The sequence below is a fragment of the Rhodococcus sp. EPR-157 genome (genome assembly GCF_001647195.1).
Classification (GTDB): Bacteria; Actinomycetota; Actinomycetes; order Mycobacteriales; family Mycobacteriaceae; genus Rhodococcoides.
The window spans coordinates 1-22029 of the sequence record NZ_LVCV01000484.1; the positions used below are offsets into that span (position 1 = coordinate 1).

Sequence of the window (22029 nt, forward strand, 5' to 3'; positions counted from 1 at the left end):
CGGCCCTGTACCGCTGCTTGTAGCGCGCCACCGTGTCGTCGATTTCCTGTTGTTTGTAGGCCGTCAGAAGTGCGGGGTCGAGTCCGTGGCTGACCAACCGATGACGCTGGTAGATGGGCTGAAGCGCAATCATGAAGTAGACGAAGGGCAGTAGGAGGATCAGCGACATTCCTGCACGTATGAACAGCGGACCGGGCACGAGCAGACACGCGCCCAAGAGCGGGAGCAGCGGGACGATGCACCGCGTGGCGTAGCGCCGCGTCGATCCGGGGCCGGTGATGTCGTTGATTACCCAGGCATTGAACTGCTCGGGTAGCGGCCGCCCCGCTATGTAGCGTGCGATCTGCCTACGATTGGGTCGAGGTGCGGGTGTCATCGTGTGGGGTTCCTGTCGGACGTAGGCGAGTACGGCACATCGCGGTGCTCGGCGGCGGTGGCGGCTCCACTCGCGTAGCCGCTCAGGCGCACTTTGAGCCAATTGAGTTCTTGCCGAAGCTCATCGGGGAGTTTGTTGCCGCCGATGGTTGCGTACCACTGATCGATGAGAGTGAGTTCCTCGAGCATTTCCTCGGTCTGGATTGCGAGCGCCTCTTCGAGGTCTTCCTGTTCGAGGTCGAGTCCGGCGAGGTCGAGTGAATCGGTCGTGGGGACGAAGCCGAGAGGGGTATGCGTGGCGTCGGCCCGTCCGTCGATGCGGCGCAAAGCCCAGTCGATGACCCGGAGGTTCTCACCGAAGCCTGGCCACAGAATGTCTCCGTCGTCGCCACGGCGAAACCAGTTGACGTAGAAGATCTTCGGTAGGGCTCTGGGGGCAATCGCGTCGGCCCCGATGTCGAGCCAATGCTGGAAGTAGTCGCCGACGTGGTATCCGATGAAGGGGAGCATCGCCATGGGGTCGCGGCGGAGCACGCCGACAGTTCCTGTCGAGGCCGCCGTCGTCTCCGACGAGAGGATCGAGGCCAGAAAGACCCCGTGCTTCCAGTCGAATGCCTCGGTGATCAAGGGAATGGTTGTGGATCGTCGGCCGCCGAAGAAGATGGCCGAGATCGGTACTCCCTGTGGGTCGTTCCACTCCGGAGCGGCCGTCGGGCATTGGTCGATGGGGGTGCAGTAGCGCGAATTGGGATGTGCAGCCACGGTCTTGGTGTCCGGAGTCCAATCATTGCCGCGCCAGTCGATCAGGTGCTCTGGTGCCTGTTTCGTCATACCCTCCCACCACACTCCGCCGTCGTCGGTCAGTGCGACGTTGGTGAAGATGGAGTTGCCGCCGGCGATGGTGCGCATCGCGTTCGGGTTCGTCTTCATCCCTGTCCCGGGGGCCACGCCGAAAAAGCCGGCTTCGGGGTTCACGGCGTAGAGCTGCCCGCCTGCGCCGAAGCGCATCCAGGCGATGTCGTCGCCGATCGTCTCTGCGGTCCAGCCGTCGAGAGTCGGTTCGAGCATCGCCAGGTTGGTCTTGCCGCAGGAGGAGGGGAACGCCGCCGCGATGTAGCGGACAACCTCGGTCGGTGACGTGAGCTTGAGGATGAGCATGTGTTCCGCCAGCCAGCCTTCGTCCCTGGCCATGGTCGAGGCGATACGCAGGGCAAACGACTTCTTGCCGAGGAGTGCGTTGCCGCCGTAGCCGGATCCGTAGCTCCAGATGGTCCGGGTCTGCGGGAAGTGGCTGATGTACTTGGTGTGGTCACACGGCCACGGCACGTCCTGCTGGCCGGGGGAGAGGGGGGCGCCGACTGAATGTAGCCCTTTGACGAAAGGTGTCTCGGTGCCCATGCGTTGCCAAACTGGTGTGCCGGTACGCGCCATCACGCTCATCGACACCGCGACGTACTCGGAATCGGTAATCTCGACTCCTATTTCGGAATCTTTCGAGTCCAAGGGGCCCATGCAGTACCCGATGACGTACATCGTGCGTCCTGCCATTGCGCCCCGAAACTGCTCCGTCAACACGGTCGTCATGTCGACCGGATCCATCCAGTTGTTCGTCGGGCCTGCATCGGATTCGTTGTCCGAGCAAATGAAGGTGCGATCTTCCACGCGTGCCACATCGTCTGGATCGGAGACGCATCGGAAGGAGTTCGCGGGTTCGCTCAGTTCGACGAAGGTGCCGCGATCGACGAGAACAGCTGTCAATCGACTCCATTCCTCGGGACTGCCGTCGCACCATACGACACGGTCGGGAGTCGTGAGTGCTACGACCTCGTTCACCCATCGTTGTAACTCCGGATGCGAGGTCGGTCCGCGGCTGAAGTCGAGGTCCACTGTGCTCGCTGTAGTCATGGTGTGCTCCTTCGAAGAGGGCTCTGGTGTGGATATCGGGTGGCCGTCGTGGGCGGCGAGCGGCTCGTCTAGGTCGGTAGGACGTCACCGGGGGTCGTCTGCAGAACCATCGCGCGAGCACACGCGGCCAGAACCGGTGTATCGATCTGCGCGATCATTTGTCTACGCAGCGCGTCGGACAGTCCCGCCAGCGAGACTGTGGCTGCAGACATGACATCGGGACCGGCGGTGATCGCGTCCTCGATCTCGTCGTCGAGGTCCTCCGGAACACGCAGGTCCACCAGAATGTGGTTGTGTGAGCTCACGCGCCTCAGCGAGAAATCCTGGGTGTCACGGGTGTTCCAGCTGGTGATGCTGCCGATTCCGCACGCGAGGAGTACCGGGCCCAGCAGCGGAGCGCGTTCTGGGCACGCTATGACCACGCATCCACTGCCTCCAGGAACACCACGATTGGCGAGCGTGGACACCACAGCCGCCGCCAACGCGACTGTGATCGCACCGACTTCGGTAGCGCACGTCACGGTGTTCGGTCCGTCGACGCCGGGAAGTCGGACAGCGCGCCAGGACGAGACCTCGTCGTGGATATGTGGTGTCCTCATGTCGCCGACCTCCTGGTTGACTGCAGACTTTCTGGTTTATTACTTTACAACTACACGATCTACTTAATTTAGAAGTTTAGCAAGTAGCAAGGCTGTGACGTATCCGTCATCGATGCGCTGCAACCAGCAGCATTTTGCTGTGTTGCTAAAGTTCGCAAACAGCGCAGCTCGTGCGTCCCTTCAGGCGAAGGACTCGTTGCGTCGGTGATCCGATGGAGTGCAGGAGAGTGACCGTGGCCCAGAAAGTGCGAAAGCCGCTGAATCAGATGAAGGCCGACTTCTTCAAGACGCTCGGCCACCCGGCCCGAATTCGTGTCCTGGAGTTGCTCAGCGAACGCGAGTACGCGGTGTCGGAAATGCTGCCAGAAGTCGGGATCGAGCCTGCCAACCTGTCGCAGCAGCTGTCGATCCTCAAGCGCGCCGGTCTTGTTTCCTCCCGCAGGGAGGGGCTGTCCGTGTCGTACGTGCTCACTTCTCCCGACATCGCCGACCTGTTGGCGACGGCGCGCTCGATCTTGTCCACTGTTGTAGCCGGCCAGGCCGAGATGTTGGACTAGCGTTAAGCAAAGAGACCAAAGGCCGTTGCAGAATCGGACTCATGGCGTGTGACCGAGCGTCCTGACGTCGCGGCGCATCGAAGTCGGATATTCCGTTGGCGTCGGCGCTATCGACGTCAGCTCAGGAAGAACGCGTCGACGAGCACGTACGCGGCGACGGCGAAGACGAGGTACGCGAACCAATGTTGAAGTCGGGCCGTGTTCACCCGGGTTCCGAAGTGCCCGGCCAAAACCGATCCCACTATTGCGGTGCCCGCGAAAGCAGCTGTGATCGCCCAGTCGATGCTTGTACCACTCAGGTGGGAAACCAGTCCGGCTGCGGAGTTGGCAACGATGATGACAAGAGATGTGCCCACCGCTACGGACATCTCGATCCCGAGCATCAGCACCAGAACCGGGATGATCAGAAACCCGCCTCCCACGCCGAACAGTCCGGTCATGAATCCCACGGCGAGGCCTGCCGGGATGGAACGTGGCGCGCACCGTCTCCAGTTGATTCCCGATCCTCCTGTGCTGCAGGCTGTTCCGGTATTCCCTCGCTCGCTGAGCATGCGGGCTCCGGCCGCAATCATCACGACCGCAAATCCGACCAGCAGAACCGATTCCGGAAGTAGTAGTCCCACGGCACTGCCCGCGAACGTGGCAGGAATGCCGGTCGCAGCGAAGACGCCGGCCAGTCGCCATTCGACCTGGCTCGCGCGCACCTTCGGAATCGCACCCATCGCGGAAGCCGCGCCGACAACGACCAGCGAGATGGGGATTGCTTGTTCCACCTCCAGTCCAAGAGCGAACACCAGGACGGGCACCGCCAGGATCGAGCCGCCGCCGCCGAGGAAGCCGAGCAGCACACCGATCACGGCGCCGAATCCGAGCGCCAGCACTAACGTCATGGGGTAATTCTCCGCTCCGGACCCGGTCGTCCGCGTATTTCGCCATTCTTCATGTCCGAACTCTTCCCATCCTATCCGATATACCCCCAGGGGTACTTGACATACCCTAGGGGGTATACGACACTGTGTCTATGGCCCTCGCAGAAATTGGGTCCAGCCCTACGGAGGAATCATGATTCTCGAGCAGTACTACATCGAATGCCTCTCGCACGCGTCCTACCTGATCGGCGACGAAAGCACCGGTCGGGCAGTTGTCGTCGATCCGCGCCGCGACATCGCCGAATACCTGGACGACGCCGTCGAACATGGCCTCACTATCGAGGGCGTCATCAATACGCACTTCCATGCCGACTTCGTCTCCGGGCATCTCGAATTGGTCGACGCCACCGGCGCGTGGATCGGTTTCGGTGAGGCCGCCGAAACCGACTACCCCATCCGTCGACTCCGAGACGGCGAGCGCATCTCCCTTGGAGAGGTCGAACTCGAAATCCTGTCCACCCCTGGCCACACGTGGGAGTCGATCTCTGTGTTGGTGCGTGAGAACCCGAGCGCCACCCCTACCGCCGTGCTCACCGGTGACTCCCTGTTCATCGGCGATGTCGGCCGCCCCGATCTGGTCAACCTCGGTGACGGATCCACAGCTGATCTGGCCAGGGCGATGTACCACACGGTGCACGACAAGCTGCTGACGCTGCCCGATCAGGTTACTGTCATGCCAGCCCATGGCGCCGGTTCCTCGTGCGGAAAGAACCTGTCCACTGATCTGACCTCCACCATCGGTGAGCAGCGTAGGACCAATCCTTCGGTGCAGCCGATGGACGAAGACGCGTTCGTTGCGCTGGTCACCCACGGGCAACCGGCCGCGCCGTCGTACTTCTCCGCGGACGCTGCCATGAACAAGCGCGTGCACCCGCTGTTGTCCCGAGACCATGTCGTCCCAGAATTGACGCCGGCAACGGTGAAAGAGGAACTCGCGGCGGGCACCCGCGTACTCGATGCGCGCAGCGTCGATGACTTCGCGGCCGGGCATCTGCGCATGTCCGTCAACGTCGGTTTCGATGGTCGCTTCGCCGAGACCGGCGGCATGGTTGCCGAGGTCGGCGCGAGGATCGTGCTCATCGCCTATCCCGGTGACGAGCAAGAGGCGGCGATGCGCTTGGCCAGAATCGGTTCGGACCATGTGGTCGGCTACCTCAGTGTCGATCGTGACGGGGTGTTCCCCGCGGAACTGGCCGAGCTGGTTCGCAGCGCTCCACGCACTACGGTTGACGAGCTCGAGGAGTTGCTGGCAGCAGACGGGGTGACGCTGGTCGATATCCGCAACCCCGGTGAACGCGAATTCGGCACGATCCCAGGATCGGTTCCGATTCCACTGGCACAGCTGCGAACCCGGCTCGAACAAGTTCCCACCGACAAGCCGATCGTTGTGCACTGCGCCGGCGGATGGCGCTCGAGTGTGGCCGCCTCGCTGCTCCGCGCACAGGGTTTCGACAGTGTCTCGGACCTGCTCGGCGGCTATGACGCCTGGTCCGAGGCGCACGTTCCTGCCTGACACCGTCCTCGCCCGACACGAACCCGCCTGCCACTGAACCCGCCTGACACCGAACCTGAGTCATGTTGACTCGCAACCTAGGAGAACTCGAATGTGCTACCCAATCTCGTGCTCGACATGCGGCAAGACCGGCTGGGACGGCTGCGGCCAACATGTCGACGACGTCATGCGTTCTGTCCCCGTCACCGCCCGCTGTACTTGCAGCGAGGACACCGCGCCGAACCAGGATCACCGACGGTCTTCGGGTTCATTGTTCGGTCGCTGACCTGGACGCGCCGGTCTTCAGAGTCCTACAGATGGTGTCGGCCCAGGCGTCGACTTCATCGTGTGATCGGTCGTCACCGTCGCCGGCGCGAACCAGGCGGACAACCAGGCGCTCGAACTGAGACAGCGTCGACCTGTCGAGCTTGCCTCCGAATACCCGGTGTTCGATAGCCCAGGGTGCTTTGTCCCACTTGGAAGACGCTGGATCTTTGGAAGACGCTGGATCTTTGGAAGACGCGGCATCTTTGGAGTCTTTTCCGATCGGACCGCTCGAGAACAGCCACACTGGCCTGCTTTCGAGCTCGGTCTGTTCGCGCTCTACCAACGATCGGGCTTCGCGTAGCCAGCGACCCATGTAGACAGCACTTCCGATGATGACGGCGTCGTACTCGGCGATGCTGTCGACATCTGCTGCGTCGCGAACTTCGACCGAAGTGTCGCCGGTGGCGAGCCTGTCGGTGATGGAAGTGCCCAACCAGCGTCCTAGTTCGCGTGTGGAACCGTGGCGGCTTGCGGTGGCGATAAGTATGCGCATCAGCGGTCTTCCTCGGTGTCGGTTGTGTCAGAAGGGAACTGGCGATCCGTGCCATTGGTTGCGTGTCATTGGTTTCGCCCCGAGACGATCATCACGGGTATGTCGACTGTGTGCAGCACTGCTCGGCTGGTCGAACCCAGCAACAGTGAGGTGAAGCCTCCGCGGCCGCGACTGCCCACGACGATCAGTTGCGCGGTTTCGGCGGCCCTGACGAGTTCCATTACAGGCCTGTCTTTGACGACGATACGACGGATGGACACCTCGGGGTACTTTTCCTGCCATCCAGCCATGCTTTGAGCCAGGGCGACATCTTCTTCGGCTTCGATTCTGGCCCAATTGGATTCGATTCCCTGCATGTATCCGCTACTGAGGTCGAAGTCGCTCCAAGCATGAACCGCTACGAGTGGAACCGAACGCAGTGATGCTTCTTCCAGTGCTGCCCTGATGGCGGGTTCGCTGGTGACATAACCGTCGACTCCGACGACCACAGGCCCTTCCCGTAATGGTTGATCAGCGGAGGGCGACCCTTTCACCACGACGACCGGACAACGGGCGTGAGTGGCAATCGCGGTACTGACCGAGCCGAACAATCCGCCGGTGAATTCTCCGCGACCGTGGGATCCGACGACAACCATGGCAGCGCTCTCGGAGAGTTCCATCAGGGATTGTGCTGCCGGACCCTCGCGCAGTGTCGTATCGACGGTCAGTGCTCGGCCCTGCGCCGCTTTGCGTGCGGTTTCGGTCGCTTCGACCAGTACAGCGGTCCCCGCCGATTTCTGTTGGGAGAAGATTCCAGCGCCGAGGTTCATCGCGTCGGCGTAGGTTCCTGTCGCCAGAAATATCGAGGTCGCGATCAGCAGCGGTGCCCGGCGACTGATGGCCTCCTCCGTGGCCCAGCGGACCGCGTCCAACGAGGAAACCGACCCGTCGACTCCGACGACTATTTGTGTAGCTGAATTCATGGTCGGCCTCTCGTGTGTTGTTCGACGCGCCTCCTGATTCTCGGCACGAAATCGATATCTCAGCAGAGTCTTTCGTCCCGATCGCCAAGGACTATCGGGGCCGACAAAGGAACTATCGTTTCGTACTCGTAGGTGGCCACTCGAGCTCACTCGGGTGCGACACCCCTTGTTGAGACATCATGAGTCCGATCCGATGCTCGACGACGCGGAGTTGGGCGGCCAGCGGACTGCGCATCAGTGTTTCGTCGAACTCGAACTCGAAATCGTCCGGCCACTGGTGCACAGCGTCTTCGGCAGTCGAGGGCTCTCTCATCGCATCTCGCTCGAATGTAGGGAATCGGAGTGGACTAGGGTCATGCATCGCGTCGCCTGAGGATCCACGCAGCCACTGAGATCAGCAGGACCGTCCAGATTGCTGCGACACCGAATCCCTGCCATGGCGAGAGGAGATCTGTCGACGCTTGTTTGGGCGAGGTGATCAGACTCCCGGCCTGCGAAGGGAGATAGGCGTAGATGTGTCGTCCTACGGTCCCGGGCAACAGTTGGGCCAGCGGCGCCAACACCAGTACGAATCCGATGATGCCAGTGACCGCTCCTGCTGTGTGCCGCACGATTGTGCCGATAGCAATGGCCATGATTCCCAGCAGCGAAAGGTAGAGCCCGGCGCCGATTACGGCCCTCGCCACACCAGGATCGCCGAGAGATACCGGTGCACGTGAGTGCATCAGCGCAGACCCGATGAAGAACGCCGGGAATGCGGCGATCTCGCTGACGACAAAGATCACGACGACGAACACCCCAGATTTGGCGGCCAAGACGGGTGTGCGTTTCGGGACTGCCATCAGGCTCGCCCTGATTGTGCCGCTGGCGTATTCGCTCGTCACTACGAGGACGCCGAGAACGCACACGGCCAATTGCCCGAGCAGAAATCCCGTGCCGAGAATCTGTCGGGCGGGATCAGCCAGGATCTGCCCCTGCCCCACTGGATCGACGTTGTCCCAGTACTCCACGGTCAACCACGTGAACAAGGTGGTGAATCCGATCGTAATCAGCACGAACAGTGCGAGAGACCAGGTGGTCGACCTCAGAGACACGAGCTTGGTCCACTCGGATTTCAACAGTGCAACTGCAAGCGATGCAGCTGTAGTGGGTTCCCGGCGCGCGACGGGTGCAGGCGAAAGCTCAAGTTCGGAGGGACGGCTCATCTCGCTGGTCCTTGGGTGGCGGATACTAGGGTCGACGGATCGGGCGACGGATCGGGCGACGAAACGGGATGTGTGAGTGCCATGAACGCCTGCTCCAGCGATGCCTCCACTGGCCTCAGCTCGTAAATGACAATGCGATGCATGTCGGCCAGTTCACCGATCCGGCGAGCAGGGATCCCACGCACCGTCAGTGCGCCGTCGAATCCCGGGGAGGTTCGACCGCCGTCTTGTTCGATGTATTCGCCGAGAGTGGTCGAATCGGAGGACTTGACCACGACGGACGGGTGACTGGCTCTGGCGATCAACTCTTCGGTGGTGCACTCGGCGATCAGCCGACCGTTCTCGATGACGACGAGATTGTCTGCCGTTTGCGCCATTTCACCCATGAGGTGGCTGGAGACGAACACCGTTCTTCCCTCGCTCGCCAGGTGCCGCATCAGGTTGCGCATCCAGTAGATGCCGTCCGGATCGAGCCCGTTGATCGGTTCGTCCAGGATCAACACCGGCGGATCACCCAGCAACGCTGCGGCGAGCCCTAGTCGTTTTCGCATTCCCAGGGAGAACGATCCTGCGCGTTCGTTCTTGTTCTCTCGTAAACCGACGAGTTCGAGAACTTCATCGATTCGCCGACTGGGGATGGATTGCGTTTGAGCCAGATACAGCAGGTGGTGGTACGCAGATCTACCCGGATGGACAGCCTCGGAGTCGAGAAGCGTACCGACCGTGCGTAGCGGTTGTCGGAGGTGGACGTAGTCCACACCTCCGATCAGTGCACGCCCGTGACTTGGGTGGTCGAGCCCGACTATAAGGCGCATCGTGGTGGACTTACCCGAGCCGTTCGGTCCGAGGAAACCCGTCACCTTTCCGGGTTCGACGACGAAGGAAAGTCGGTCGACTACCAGCTTGTCGCCGTAGCTCTTGCTGAGTTCACTGACCTCGATCCGGTAACTCGCCTCGGACTTGTTGTCGCTGTGCGGCTTTCGCTCGGTGCCTTGCTGATACGGCATGGCCACCTGTCCTTTGCTGGCGAAGTGCTGGTGTCGGTCGGCAGAACGTCCTGCTCGAGTGTGACCCCGGACCCGTCGATGAGAGAAGGGACTTTGTGCCCGACGCGACCGCCGAAGGTATTTCGAATACGCTTCACGATCACGGCCTACTCATGGTTCCGTTCTCGGCGGCGACGACGCCTGCATTCCATCCGGGTGCAGCTCCACCGATCGGCGGGGCGATGGATGCTGCGTCGATACCGCAGCGCATCAACACCCATGAGATGACGGAATTCGAATTCCACATTTCGCCGGTTCTCAGTTCGTCGCGACCCCAGACCAGAGCAGGAACCGTCGCAGCAACCTCGAGCACCCGTCGACAAGTCTCGGTGTCCTTCGCGAGCCGCTGTGGACTATCGACTGCGTCTTCCAGGTCTGCGATCGATCCGTTCTTCCAACAATGGACCTCGTACCTGAAGAAACTCGAGAATCCCGCTGCTCGGAGTCCTACCGGACCTTCCAGCGCAACGCCTCGATCGACATCCGGTCCACCCCACGCCGGGGTCATTTCGACCACGTATTCGTCTGGAGGAATGGTCACGATCAGGGCGGAGTGATACAGGGCGAGGGCTGAACGGCGCTCGATCAGCGCGCGCACGCCCTCGAAGATTCTGCCGTTCCAGCGGACCGAGTGGCCGCCAGCTCCGAGCGGAAGCCAATACAGATCGATTCCTGTGGTGCGTCCGGTCGTCCTCGTCACGCCTGACCTCCCCTTATCAGGCGGCGTCATCTCATGCCGAGGGCTCTCGCGCAATGATCATCGGACAGTCGACGAGGTGAGAGAGCGAACGACTGGTGGATCCGAGCATGAGCCCACTGAAGCCGCCTCTTCCTCGTGACCCCACTACGACCTCCTGCGCTCCCTTCGAAAGCTCGAGGAGTTTGCTTACGGCACTGTCGCGCACCACTATTCGTTCCACTTTCACCTCCGGATATCGCTCTTGCCACCCGGCGAGGCTTTCCGCCAGAATTGTCTGCCCCGCCGCAACCAGAGCGGGCACATCGACAGGCTCGTCGGTGTCGTCGGGAAACTGGCGTAGTAGAACATGGTCCGCCCAGGCATGGACGGCAACGAGTTCGGCACCGCGAAGCGACGCCTCTTCGAATGCGACACCGATCGCAATCTCGTTTTGCTCGGATCCATCGACACCCACGACGACCGGGCCAGATAGGGAACCCGAGACCGGCACCCCGCGAACAATTGCTACCGGACAGTGCGCATGTGTGGAGACCCCGGCGCTCACCGAACCGAGTAATTCGGCGAAGTACTCACCATTCCCACGTGACCCCACGACGAGCATCCGTGCCGTCGACGCCCGTTCGAGCAGTACTGGAATCGCGGGACCTACGATTGCCTCGGCAGTCACCGACAGCGTTGCGGGATCGTCGACCGTCGTCGATGCGATCTCGGAAGCGGCCTCCAATATCTTGGTCGTTGCGGCTTTCATCTCGCTGCCGATGTTGGGCGGAATCGCGATGAGCGTCGTATAGACGTTGGTGTTCTGGTAAGCCGACACCAGCTTCAGCGGGGCCCCGCGGAGTTCCGCGGCGCGGGCGGCCCACCGGACGGCGTCGAACGAGCTGCCGGATCCATCGACGCCGACGACTATCGGGGCGTTGTTGGTCATATCGACTCCTTCGTAGGGGGCAGACAGCGTCTCAGTGGACGACGAGCACAGGACATTCGGCGTGGTGGATGAGGTTTTGACTCACCGAACCGAGAATCGCTCCGGACAGGCGACCGCGCCCACGACTTCCGACGACGATGACCTGGGCGGCCGCGGACAGAGCGCGCAGTTCGCGGGCGACCGTCGAACCCGAAGACTGGGTTGTCGCCTGAACGGATGGATACTTCTCGCGAAGCGGATCGACGATCTTCTGCAACCATGTGCGTTCGGCCTCACGCAGATGTTGCCAGTCCACTGCGCCGCCGTAGTCGAGTTCGTCCTTCTCTCGGACAGCTCCGACATGCACTGCAATCAGTGCGGCACTGAGTGTGTCGGCGAGTTCGAATGCAGCCGCCAATGCGCGTCGGGAAGGTTCGGAACCGTCGACGCCCACCACGATCGGGAGGGTCTCGGACATGTTCTCGTCGGTTCGTGGCCGCCACGCAAGCACGGGACACTGTGCCGCATTGACCATCTCGACGATGGAGTAGCCGAAGGCGAAGTCGCGCAACGGCCCGGACTCGACGGAAGTGAGAACCATCATGCTTGCGTTCGCCGATAGAGACTTCATCAGTTCGACCGACGACGCGTCCGAAATGGAACTCTGTACCTCGATATCGGGGTCGAGCTCATTCACGAGTCGGACAGCCTTGTCGAGGTAGCCCTGGCCGACATGGTGCAGTTCGGAATCGAGCCCTTGGCGGGCGGCGAACACGGTGTCACCGAAGACCCACTCGACGCTGGGGAGTGCGTGCACGAGGTGGATGTGCGAATGTTGCAGCTGTGCAAGTCGCACCGCCCATCGGACGGCTCCTGCCTCGTCCGGTGAGCCGTCGATGCCCACGCAGATGCTGTTCGCGCGGGTCGAGTCCACTGGTTCGTTGCTCAAGATGATCTCCTCGGATCGGATACGCGCTGTCCAGCCCAGTCTGTATCGCATGCCTATATTCCTTGCAGAGCACAAAGTCCTCACATCGCTGGGCCAGACCGCGGCCACAGTCCGGTGGCCCCGATCCGAATCGCAACCTCCTCTCCGGTGAGAGTAGATTCGCTGTTGCTTCGCCTTCTGCTGCGTATTCGAATGGAGTTCGTCGTGTCCACACCTGCCCAGACGTCTGTCGCCGAAGTCGAAGACACCTCGGTACTCGGCGCGTTGCGTTCGCCCCGGCGCCTGAAGACGGAGGTGCTGGCTGGTCTCGTCGTCGCACTGGCACTGATTCCGGAGGCCATTTCCTTCTCGATCATTGCCGGCGTCGACCCGCGGGTCGGTCTGTTCGCGTCGTTCACGATGGCGGTGACTATCTCCATCGTGGGTGGTCGTCCGGCGATGATCTCGGCTGCGACTGGGGCAATCGCGCTGGTGGTGGCCCCGCTGTCCGTCGACTACGGGCTCGACTACCTGATCGCGGCTGTCATTCTCGGTGGCATCCTGCAGATCGTCCTCAGTGTTCTCGGCGTGGCGAAACTGATGCGGTTCATTCCGCGCAGCGTCATGGTCGGGTTCGTCAACGCCCTGGCGATTTTGATCTTCTCCTCGCAGCTGCCTTATCTGATCGGCGTTCCGTGGCTGGTCTATCCGATGGTTGCGGTGGGGTTGGTCATCATGTTCTTCCTGCCCAAGCTGACGACGATCGTGCCGGCGCCGTTGATCGCGATCGTGCTGCTCACTGCGGCGACCATCGTGTTCGCGTTTGGTGTCCCGGACGTCGGCGACGAGGGGGAACTGCCGTCGTCGCTGCCGTCGTTCCTGATCCCTGATGTGCCGTACACCCTCGACACACTGTCGATCATCGCTCCGTTCGCGCTGGCCATCGCGCTGGTCGGGCTGCTCGAGTCCCTGATGACCGCCAAGTTGGTCGACGACATCACGGATTCGCACTCGAACAAGACCCGCGAAGGCTGGGGCCAGGGCGTCGCCAATCTCGTCACCGGCTTCACCGGCGGCATGGGCGGCTGCGCGATGATCGGTCAGACGATGATCAACGTGAAGGTATCCGGTGCGCGTACTCGCATCTCGACGTTCCTCGCCGGATTGTTCTTGCTGATCCTCGTCGTCGGACTCGGCGACATCGTCGCGTTGATTCCGATGGCCGCGCTCGTCGCGGTCATGATCATGGTCTCGGTCGGCACACTCGACTGGCACAGCATCAACCCGAAGACGCTGCGGCGGATGCCCAAGAGCGAAACTCTCGTGATGGTCGCAACCGTGGCTGTCACCGTCATCACCCACAACCTCGCCTACGGTGTGGTCGTCGGAGTCGTGACCGCGATGGTGCTCTTCGCGCGACGGGTCGCGCACCTGACGGAGGTCGTCGACGTCGCGCACCCGGACGAGGACACTCGTGTCTATGCGGTGAAGGGGGAGCTGTTCTTCGCGTCGAGCAACGACCTGGTCTATCAGTTCGACTATGTCGGCGATCCGAAGAACGTCGTCATCGACATGTCCGATTCTCACATCTGGGATGCATCCACCGTCGCCACCCTCGACGCGATCACCACCAAATACGCAGCCAAGGGGAAGACCGCCACGATCGTCGGGTTGAACGCGTCGTCGATCGAGCGTCACGACCGTCTGAGCGGAAACCTGGGCGCTGATGGCTAGAGTGGGACGGCCAGGGCGAACGATCGAGCCCTTGGTAACAACGGCCCGGGGTTCGAGCGTGATCGGGCAAGGAAGGCAGCACATGGTGGAAGACCGCGATCTGCACATGCAGATCGGTGAAGTGGCGCAGCGAACCGAACTGTCCATTCGCACGGTTCGCCACTACGACGACGTCGGGCTGGTCACACCGTCGGCTCGTAGCGTCGGCGGATTCCGGCTCTACACCGAAACCGACGTCGAACGGTTGCTCGTCATTCGGCGGATGAAGCCGCTCGATTTCACGCTCGCCGAGATGAAGCAACTCCTCGAATCCTTGGATACGTTGTCCGACGGTGAATCCGACGAGGACGCCCGTGCTTCGGCTGCTGCATTCGTTCGGCAGTGTCACGCCAAGGCCGAGGAGAGTTGTAACAACCTGCGCAGGCAGCTCGCCTACGCCGAAGAGCTCACCGAGCTGCTGTCGACGCGCGGAGCTGCCGCGCAGATTTGATGCTTGCGGCCTTCGACGCTCTAGCCGTCTACGACGACCGGAACGACAAGGGGCTGACGGCCCAGACTCTGCTTCGCCCAGCGGGCAGCTTCCTGAACGATTCGCGTTTCGATTCTCTCCCTCGATGCAACGCTGCTGTCGCTCTCACGGGTGAGTGCTTTGCCGATCGCAGGCCCGAGCGCATTGAAAGTATTTGCGTCGTGGGCGAATCCGCGGCCGATGAAGTCGACGTCGTCGACCAGCAGACCGGTATCGGGGTCGACGATGGCAATGACGGTCAGGACGCCTTCGCTGCCGAGAAGTCGGCGCTCGGCAAGTGAATCCTCGGTCACTCCACCGACGGAACTGGCGTCGACGTAGATCAGCTCGATCGGTGTGCGACCGGTGATGCTGGCGATGCCGTCGTGCAGATCGATCACGCTACCGTTCTCGGCGATGAGCACACGATCTCGGGGGACTCCGGTGCGGATCGCGAGGTCCGCATTGGCGCGCAGGTGCCGTGATTCACCGTGCACGGGAAGCACATTGGCGGGCTCGAGGATGTTGTAGCAGTACACGAGCTCTCCGGCGCTCGCGTGCCCGGAGACGTGCACCTTGGCGTTGCCCTTGTGGACCACGTGAGCACCCTTGTCGACGAGACCGTTGATCACCCGGTAGATGGCGTTTTCGTTGCCTGGGATCAGGCTGCTGGCCATCAGGACGGTATCGCCGTCGCCGACCTTGATCTGGTGTTCACCGGAGGCCATGCGCGAGAGTGCAGCCAGTGGTTCGCCCTGTGACCCGGTGCAGATGAGTGTGATCTTGTGCGCCGGTAGGCGATTGAGCTTCGGGAGGTCGACCACAAGGCCGTCCGGCACGGTGAGGTAGCCGAGATCCGTTGCGATCTTCATGTTGCGCACCATCGAGCGTCCGACGAACGCAACTTTGCGTCCCTGCGCGTGTGCGGCGTCGAGGACTTGTTGAATGCGGTGCACGTGACTGGCGAAGCTCGAGACGATCACCCGTCCCGACGTTTCGCGGAACACCTTCTCGATGGCCGGGACCAGATCTCGTTCCGAGACCATGAATCCTGGAACTTCGGCGTTGGTGGAATCGATGAGCAGAAGGTCGAGACCCTCCTCGCCGAGTCTGGCGAAACCCCGCAGGTCCGTGATCCGGCCGTCCAGCGGGAACTGGTCCATCTTGAAGTCGCCGGTATGTAGTACAAGTCCAGCATCGGTGCGGATCGCGATCGCGAGCCCGTCCGGAATGGAGTGATTCACGGCCAGGAATTCGAGTTCGAAGGGGCCTTCCTGACGCGTCTCGCCGGCCGTCACCTCGACCAATTTGGTCGAGACCTTGAACTCTTCGAACTTGGCGGCCAGGAAGTGAAGCGTCAGCCTGGAGCCGATGACGGGTATGTCGCCGCGCTCACGAAGGAGATAGGGGACACCACCGATGTGGTCCTCGTGGCCGTGCGTCAGCACAATCGCGATGACGTCGTCGAGCCGATCGCGGATGAAACTCCAGGCAGGGAGGATGACGTCGACGCCCGGTTGATGCTCTTCGGGGAACAGCACTCCGCAATCGACAATGAGCAGTTTGCCCTCGTACTCGAACACAGTCATGTTTCGGCCGATCTCACCGAGGCCACCGGTCGCGACGACGCGAAGGTGTCCTGGCTTGGGTGCAGCGGCGGGCCGCGGCGCCGACTTGGCCGGTGACTTTCGTGAGCGTGAGGTTCTCGACATGAAACTCACGTTACGGGAGGGTCCGAATCCGACGTCACCCCAGGTCCGTGGACGCGAGGTTGTCCTGTGCCGTCTCCGATAGCCACGCCGCGAGCGGGATGCGCCACATCGATCGTGATCGATTCAGGTACTGGCGAGTTGGCGGAGCTGGAGTGCGGTGTCGAGGGCGAGCCGGTGCCACGCATGTCGTGGATCTCTGCCGGTCAGCTCGCGGGCGCGACGGAGCCGGTAGCGCAGAGTTTGCGGATGAAGCCGCAGCTCGGACGCCGCCGCTGTTGCCGTGCCGGTGGATATGAACGCCGACACACCGTCGAGAATATGACCGTTGGCGGCCTCGGTCAGCGGTCCGAGCACGGCCCGCACTACCGCCGTCGTATCCGCTGTGGGCCGGGCCGTCAGGAGCGCCAGCAACTGCGCGTCCCCCTCGTCGAGCACGGACCTTCCGTGAAACGCATGTGCGGGAGCGGTGTCGAGTGCGTCCGAGGCCACCCGGTACGAGGCGCTGACTTCTCCGAGTGGGCGTCTTTCGACGAGACATCCATGCAACAGCAGCGTCCGGCAGGCGTCGTCGACCTTCTCGAGGGTGACGGTGTTGGGAAGCAGCAGAATTGCGCGTTGTTCGCGCCGGGTACAGAGGTGGCTGGGGCGTGAAAGCCGTGTTATTCCGAGCGCCGTCAACAATGCGTCGACGGTCTTGTCGGTGATCTGCGAGCCGCTCGTCTGCGCGATGAGAAGGTGCGGGTGCGCTGGAAGCTCGATGCCGAGTTCGCGGGAGCGGTCGGCGAGGGCGCCGGGAGATGTTCGACGGCCGACGACGAGATCGTCGAGCAACGTTGCCTGCGCCTGATTGCGATTCGACGTAAGTTGTTCGCGGGCAGTTGTGTACGCCTCAGTGATCTCCTCGGAGATCGCATCGACGGCCTCGAGCACGGTGACGCTGAGTTCCACGACGTCGGAGGGATCGAGATCGTCGAGGTAGACCCCTCCGACGTGCCGCAGGAACACACTCGACGCGACGCGATACGCCCGCAGTACGTCGGTCAACGGTCGTCCGTCCGATGCGCGTGCTGCACCGATCGCTCGGAATCGGCTCTGATCCCGGTGGTCGACCACCCCGGATCCGTCAGACCACAGTGTGATCAGCCGTCGCAGTGACCAGAACGCGATGGCTTCGACATCAGCCAACTGAGGCCCATGCAGATCTCGATACGCGGGGATCGACGTCCGGATCGCGTCGACGGCAGCTGCGACAACACTGGCCAGGTCTTGTTCGATGTGTGCGACGACCTTCTCGCGTGAACTTGCCATCATGCTCCCCCTGGGTGACATGTTTGTCATCCAGTGACAAACCATATCGTCAGTTCACACCAATTCGTTGAGTTCTCCGAGCACCATGAGCACAGTCGAGGGGTCGAGTGAAGCAACAGGGTGCCGAGTGAAGGAGTGGGGTATGGACGCAGACGTCATCGTGGTCGGAGCGGGACTTGCCGGATTGGTAGCGACCGCGGAGCTCGCCGATGCAGGCAAGCGAGTCCTGTTGCTCGACCAGGAACCGGAGCAGAACCTGGGTGGGCAGGCGTTCTGGTCGCTCGGCGGTCTGTTCATGATCGACACCCCCGAGCAGCGGCGCATGGGCATCAAAGATTCGCCCGAATTGGCGTGGCAGGACTGGCTCGGAAGCGCGTCATTCGATCGAGGAGTCGACGATCCCGCGGGCGAGGACTACTGGGGACACCAGTGGGCGCAGGCCTACCTGAACTTCGCAGCGGGGGAGAAGCGGTCCTGGCTCCACGCGCAAGGCGTGCGGTGGGTCCCGATCGTCGGGTGGGCCGAGCGCGGCGGCTACCTCGCCGAAGGCCACGGAAATTCGGTTCCCCGCTTTCATCTGACCTGGGGCACCGGCCCTGGCGTCGTGGCGCCGTTCGAACGGAGGGTCCGCGAGGCGGCCGCCAAAGGCTTGGTGCGCTTTGCGTTTCGTCATCGAGTCGACGAACTGACCACCACGGCAGGCGTCGTCGACGGCGTCCGAGGCGCAGTCCTCGAGCCCAGCGCCTCCGAGCGTGGCTCCGGGAGTACCCGGGTCGAGGTCGGCGAGTTCGATCTGCGTGCAGGTGCCGTGTTGGTGACAGCAGGTGGAATCGGCTCGAATCACGATCTGGTGCGCGAGAATTGGCCCGCGCGATTGGGCACGGCTCCGAAACGGATGATCTCCGGCGTACCTGAGCACGTCGACGGTCGGATGCTCGGAATCACCGAGCGTGCAGGCGGTCGGCTCGTCAACAAGGATCGAATGTGGCACTACACCGAGGGCATCAAGAACTGGAACCCGATCTGGAAGAACCATGGAATTCGCATCATTCCCGGGCCGTCGTCGATGTGGTTCGATGCGCGTGGTCAACGATTCCCGGTGCCGAACTTCCCCGGGTTCGACACCCTCGGCACTCTGAAAGCCATCCAGGACAGCGGGTACGACTACTCCTGGTTCGTCCTTACCCAGAAGATTGTCGAGAAGGAGTTTGCGCTGTCCGGGTCGGAGCAGAACCCCGACATCACCGGCAAGAACCTCAAACTCGTGCTCGGACGAGTTCTGCCCGGAGCCAGCGAACCGGTCGAGGCCTTCAAGAAGAACGGGGAGGACTTCGTCGTCGCAGATTCCCTGCGTGAGCTCGTGGCGGGCATGAACAGGATCTCCGGGGACGACCTGATCGACCTCGCCGATCTGCAGCGTCAGATCGTTGCCCGTGACCGTGAAGTCGACAATCCGTTCACCAAGGATCTGCAGATCTCGGCTATCCACAACTCCCGACGATCGCGTGGTGAGCGAATCGCTCGTACTGCCGCGCCGCACAAGATCCTTGATCCGAAGTCCGGTCCACTGATCGCAGTGCGACTGAACATCATCACCCGAAAGACGTTGGGAGGCATTCAGACCGACCTCGACGGGCGCGTCCTCGATGCCGCAGGCTCCGCTGTGCCCGGTTTGTGGGCGGCCGGTGAGATCGCTGGGTTCGGCGGCGGCGGCGTACACGGTTACCGATCGCTCGAAGGTACCTTCCTCGGCGGCTGCATCTTCGGCGGGCGACAGGCGGGTCGGGCGCTGGCCGCGCAGGCCTGAGTCACGTGGTCGATGGTGGTCGTCGAGTTCGCACTTGTGCAGACGAATCGCGGGTTACGGCCTGCACAAGTGCGAACTCGATCAGAGGGTTCGCAACGATAGTGCCTGACTGCAGGCGAACGCCGCGACCTCGAGGGAGATGGCGGCAATGAGTATCGACAGCGCAGCGTTCGGAACAACCAGAGCCAAAAGCCCGATCGCTACCGCTCCGACGACGTTGGCCGACATCACGGTCCACAGCATCGGGCGAAGGGCGAATCGTGTCGAGCCGAACCGCAGAATTGCCGCCCACACACCAACCAGGAGCGCCACGACGAGCAGCACGACGGGGCTGGTGCCGAGTGCGTCAGCGAGCAGCGTTGCGAACATCGCAACCAAGATCGCCGTCGCTGCGCAATATGCCGCGTCGAGACGGAGTGACATCGAACCAACCCGTCGACCGTTCATGTGCCCCCACTTCGATTGACCCAACGACTTCCTCGATAGGTTTCCACGGATCTGCGCGGCACGCTGTTCATTCGATGCAAAAAGGAGACCGCACGATGGCAAACGACACGGGTCGGCTCGCTGCACTCCCTGCGACCGCAGCCTGGAGGCATCTCGGACTCCGAGCCGGCTTCGAGATTGCGCACTTCGCGACCAACGCGAGAGACGGCGGGACCCGGTTGTGGGGAAATAGCCTGATCATGGAGGACGGGGTCGGTTACGCAGTGACCTACAGCGTCAGCGTCGACGAGAACTGGAAGACCCGCGAGGCCACCATCGAGACGCGCACCGAACAGTCGACGTTGACGACCCGTCTCCTACGCGACGAGGGAGGCACTTGGACCGTCGATGGAAGGGCCCGCCCGGATCTCGCCGGCTGCACAGACGTCGATCTCGAAGCATCCGTCGTGACCAATACCCTGCCCATTCATAGGCTCGTCGGAAATTCGGGTGTGCACGCGGTGAGAGCGGTGTACGTGCGGAGCGACTGTACGGTCGACGTGTTGGATCAGACCTACGACATCCCGGCCATCGATTCAACCCGATTTCACTGCGCGTACACCGCGCCTCAGTTCGGGTTTGCAGCCGACTTGTACTACGACGAAACAGGATTGATCCTCGACTACCCCGGCCTAGCACTACGCGACGTTGGAGCCTGACTCAGATCGTCCGCAGATGTCGTGTGTTTCGCTGTTCGGAGATGCGTGCGAGTTGGTCGAGCGCAGACTGTGATCGAGGGTCGGCAGCTCGATAGATGATGAGGCGAAGATCGGGGTCTCCGAGCGGGTTGAGTACGTCGAAGCTCACGGTGACGGGTCCGACGAGTGGGTGGTCCATCGGCTTGTCACCCTGTGCCCGTACCGAGACTTCGCGTGAGCGCCAGTAGTGAGCGAACTCGTCGCTGCCTTCTTCGAGTTCCTCGATGAGTCGTGCCAATTCGTCGTCGTGCGCATGACCGGCCCAGGCTGCACGCAGATCGGCGACGGCACCCCGGACAACGTCGTCGCGTTGGCCGTAGAATCCGTCGAAGCGGCTGTCCAGGAAACACATTCGCAGGACGTTGCGATCGTGATCGGATCGGTCACCGAGGTCGAGCAACAGTGTGGCCATGACGTCGTTCCAGGCCAGGATATCGAGGCGATGGTTCAGGACCATGGCGGGCAGAGGACTGACGTCGAGAACCAGCTGTGCAAGTCCGCTCGGCACGCTCGGTCGGGTGGATCGCTCCGGCAGTCGGTGCCCGGCGAGAGTGAACAGGTATCCGGTCTGATCGGTCGTCAGCTTCAGTGCGACGGACAACGACCGAACTACCTGAGGGGACGGCCGAACCTCGCGTGCCTGCTCCAATCGAATCAAGTAGTCGCTCACGCCGGCCAGCTGCGCACGCTACGTACTTCACGTCGGTTGAGCAGCGCAAAAGAACACGCCGAAATCCTCGATCAGTTCCACTACCGACCCGGTCAGCCGGTCAATGCTAGTGGCATGCGGCCTTGCATGGAACGGACAGGAGTTCTCGAAATGAGAGGTCTCAGTCTTCGTCGCAGCTAATGTCGTGTGGTGCTAAACGATGAGCTGGACAAGGTGGATGCCGTCGGGGTTCTGGCCGCGGCTGCGGGCCTCCAGCTAGTAGATAGCAATATTCACCATCTCTTTCGGCTTCAGCGATTAGCCTCACACGCCGCGCGCCATGGTGGTACGGCGTCACAGCGGTTGTCGGCCACAGCCATACGTCGGCTCCTTCGAACACCGGAGATCGGCAGCGAGACGATCATCTGGCATGAAGACGAGTTCGAAGGGTTCATCACCGTCGAGGTGCCGTACTTCGGCACAACACATCTGGTGTTACAGGGCTTGCTCACGAACAGCGCAGTCATCGCGCGCAACCTCTTGGCGTCCGTCTTCGGTCCCGATGTCAAAGAGTTCCCGATTGAGTTCAGTCGACGGGTCGGCTGGGCGGCTCAACTGCTTCTTCGAACGAGTGCGGCGCTCGCGGAGGATCTAGGGCTCAGACGATATGCGACAGCGCCCCGGCGCGATCTCAAGATCTCG

Annotated in this window: 23 protein-coding genes; 7 read left to right on the forward strand and 16 right to left on the reverse strand. The window is 62.1% G+C overall.

The window, feature by feature from the left end; translation table 11 throughout:
- The 3 genes from A2J03_RS21965 to A2J03_RS21975 all read right to left on the reverse strand — a co-directional run.
- Window positions 1–376: DUF5313 family protein (locus tag A2J03_RS21965; RefSeq protein ID WP_068378227.1), on the reverse strand; the 376-nt coding region annotated here is incomplete at its 3' end.
- Window positions 373–2280: a phosphoenolpyruvate carboxykinase (GTP) gene (locus A2J03_RS21970; protein WP_082898006.1), complete on the reverse strand. Its 1908-nt coding sequence runs from the start codon at window positions 2278–2280 to the stop codon at window positions 373–375. The genes A2J03_RS21965 and A2J03_RS21970, both read right to left, overlap by 4 nt.
- Window positions 2281–2348: 68 nt before the next feature.
- Window positions 2349–2879, reverse strand: coding sequence for a hypothetical protein (locus A2J03_RS21975; RefSeq protein ID WP_068378231.1), 531 nt, complete (start codon window positions 2877–2879; stop codon window positions 2349–2351).
- Between the two features lie 266 nt (window positions 2880–3145).
- Between A2J03_RS21975 and A2J03_RS21980 the strand changes: the two genes are divergently transcribed.
- Window positions 3146–3436 carry an ArsR/SmtB family transcription factor gene (locus A2J03_RS21980; protein WP_442971393.1) on the forward strand — a complete coding sequence of 97 codons (291 nt, stop codon included), beginning with the start codon at window positions 3146–3148 and terminating at the stop codon, window positions 3434–3436.
- 116 nt (window positions 3437–3552) lie between these two features.
- Here the strand turns inward: A2J03_RS21980 and A2J03_RS21985 are convergent, their stop codons facing one another.
- Complete coding sequence (locus tag A2J03_RS21985; protein ID WP_068378242.1) at window positions 3553–4326, reverse strand: sulfite exporter TauE/SafE family protein; 774 nt, start codon at window positions 4324–4326, stop codon at window positions 3553–3555.
- Window positions 4327–4498: 172 nt separating this feature from the next.
- On the opposite strand from A2J03_RS21985, the gene A2J03_RS21990 reads away from it, so the two are divergent.
- The gene (locus A2J03_RS21990) at window positions 4499–5878 is read left to right on the forward strand and encodes an MBL fold metallo-hydrolase (protein ID WP_068378244.1); all 1380 of its coding nucleotides are present in this window, start codon (window positions 4499–4501) and stop codon (window positions 5876–5878) included.
- Between the two features lie 247 nt (window positions 5879–6125).
- On the opposite strand, the gene A2J03_RS21995 is transcribed toward A2J03_RS21990, so the two are convergent.
- From A2J03_RS21995 to A2J03_RS22030, 8 genes are all read right to left on the reverse strand, one after another.
- Window positions 6126–6677 (reverse strand): flavodoxin domain-containing protein, encoded by a 552-nt coding sequence (locus tag A2J03_RS21995; protein WP_068378245.1) that lies wholly within the window; start codon window positions 6675–6677, stop codon window positions 6126–6128.
- Window positions 6678–6742: 65 nt separating this feature from the next.
- Window positions 6743–7639, reverse strand: a complete 897-nt coding sequence (locus A2J03_RS22000) for a universal stress protein (protein WP_068378247.1) — start codon at window positions 7637–7639, stop codon at window positions 6743–6745.
- Between the two features lie 112 nt (window positions 7640–7751).
- The gene (locus tag A2J03_RS22005; RefSeq protein ID WP_068378250.1) at window positions 7752–7952 is read right to left on the reverse strand and encodes a hypothetical protein; all 201 of its coding nucleotides are present in this window, start codon (window positions 7950–7952) and stop codon (window positions 7752–7754) included.
- 40 nt (window positions 7953–7992) lie between these two features.
- Window positions 7993–8844, reverse strand: coding sequence for an ABC transporter permease (locus tag A2J03_RS22010; protein WP_068378252.1), 852 nt, complete (start codon window positions 8842–8844; stop codon window positions 7993–7995).
- On the reverse strand, window positions 8841–9851 hold the full coding sequence (locus A2J03_RS22015) for an ATP-binding cassette domain-containing protein (RefSeq protein ID WP_068378254.1): 1011 nt from the start codon (window positions 9849–9851) through the stop codon (window positions 8841–8843). Before A2J03_RS22015 ends, A2J03_RS22010 begins: the two co-directional genes overlap by 4 nt.
- A gap of 139 nt (window positions 9852–9990) precedes the next feature.
- The gene (locus tag A2J03_RS22020; protein WP_197480909.1) at window positions 9991–10590 is read right to left on the reverse strand and encodes a hypothetical protein; all 600 of its coding nucleotides are present in this window, start codon (window positions 10588–10590) and stop codon (window positions 9991–9993) included.
- 31 nt (window positions 10591–10621) lie between these two features.
- Window positions 10622–11518: a universal stress protein gene (locus A2J03_RS22025; RefSeq protein ID WP_068378258.1), complete on the reverse strand. Its 897-nt coding sequence runs from the start codon at window positions 11516–11518 to the stop codon at window positions 10622–10624.
- A gap of 31 nt (window positions 11519–11549) precedes the next feature.
- The gene (locus A2J03_RS22030) at window positions 11550–12497 is read right to left on the reverse strand and encodes a universal stress protein (RefSeq protein WP_068378260.1); all 948 of its coding nucleotides are present in this window, start codon (window positions 12495–12497) and stop codon (window positions 11550–11552) included.
- A 141-nt stretch (window positions 12498–12638) separates the two neighbouring features.
- Between A2J03_RS22030 and A2J03_RS22035 the strand changes: the two genes are divergently transcribed.
- Window positions 12639–14159 (forward strand): SulP family inorganic anion transporter, encoded by a 1521-nt coding sequence (locus A2J03_RS22035; RefSeq protein ID WP_068378274.1) that lies wholly within the window; start codon window positions 12639–12641, stop codon window positions 14157–14159.
- An 82-nt stretch (window positions 14160–14241) separates the two neighbouring features.
- Window positions 14242–14649, forward strand: a complete 408-nt coding sequence (locus tag A2J03_RS22040; RefSeq protein WP_068378262.1) for a MerR family transcriptional regulator — start codon at window positions 14242–14244, stop codon at window positions 14647–14649.
- A gap of 20 nt (window positions 14650–14669) precedes the next feature.
- Here A2J03_RS22040 and A2J03_RS22045 read toward each other — a convergent pair whose 3' ends face one another.
- Complete coding sequence (locus tag A2J03_RS22045; RefSeq protein WP_068378264.1) at window positions 14670–16379, reverse strand: ribonuclease J; 1710 nt, start codon at window positions 16377–16379, stop codon at window positions 14670–14672.
- Between the two features lie 123 nt (window positions 16380–16502).
- Entirely contained in the window at window positions 16503–17687 is a 1185-nt protein-coding gene (locus tag A2J03_RS22050; RefSeq protein WP_231912648.1) for a PucR family transcriptional regulator, read from the reverse strand.
- A 142-nt stretch (window positions 17688–17829) separates the two neighbouring features.
- Between A2J03_RS22050 and A2J03_RS22055 the strand changes: the two genes are divergently transcribed.
- Window positions 17830–19494, forward strand: a complete 1665-nt coding sequence (locus A2J03_RS22055) for an FAD-binding dehydrogenase (protein ID WP_068378268.1) — start codon at window positions 17830–17832, stop codon at window positions 19492–19494.
- Window positions 19495–19575: 81 nt separating this feature from the next.
- Here the strand turns inward: A2J03_RS22055 and A2J03_RS22060 are convergent, their stop codons facing one another.
- Window positions 19576–19917, reverse strand: coding sequence for a hypothetical protein (locus A2J03_RS22060; RefSeq protein ID WP_156520520.1), 342 nt, complete (start codon window positions 19915–19917; stop codon window positions 19576–19578).
- Between the two features lie 119 nt (window positions 19918–20036).
- Here A2J03_RS22060 and A2J03_RS22065 point away from each other — a divergent pair, with 119 nt between their 5' ends.
- Window positions 20037–20639, forward strand: coding sequence for a putative glycolipid-binding domain-containing protein (locus tag A2J03_RS22065; RefSeq protein ID WP_068378272.1), 603 nt, complete (start codon window positions 20037–20039; stop codon window positions 20637–20639).
- Between the two features lies 1 nt (window position 20640).
- Here A2J03_RS22065 and A2J03_RS22070 read toward each other — a convergent pair whose 3' ends face one another.
- Window positions 20641–21348, reverse strand: a complete 708-nt coding sequence (locus A2J03_RS22070; protein ID WP_231912649.1) for an MmyB family transcriptional regulator — start codon at window positions 21346–21348, stop codon at window positions 20641–20643.
- Window positions 21349–21690: 342 nt separating this feature from the next.
- Here A2J03_RS22070 and A2J03_RS22075 point away from each other — a divergent pair.
- Window positions 21691–22029 (forward strand): hypothetical protein (locus A2J03_RS22075; RefSeq protein WP_156520521.1); only part of this gene is annotated, 339 nt, incomplete at its 3' end.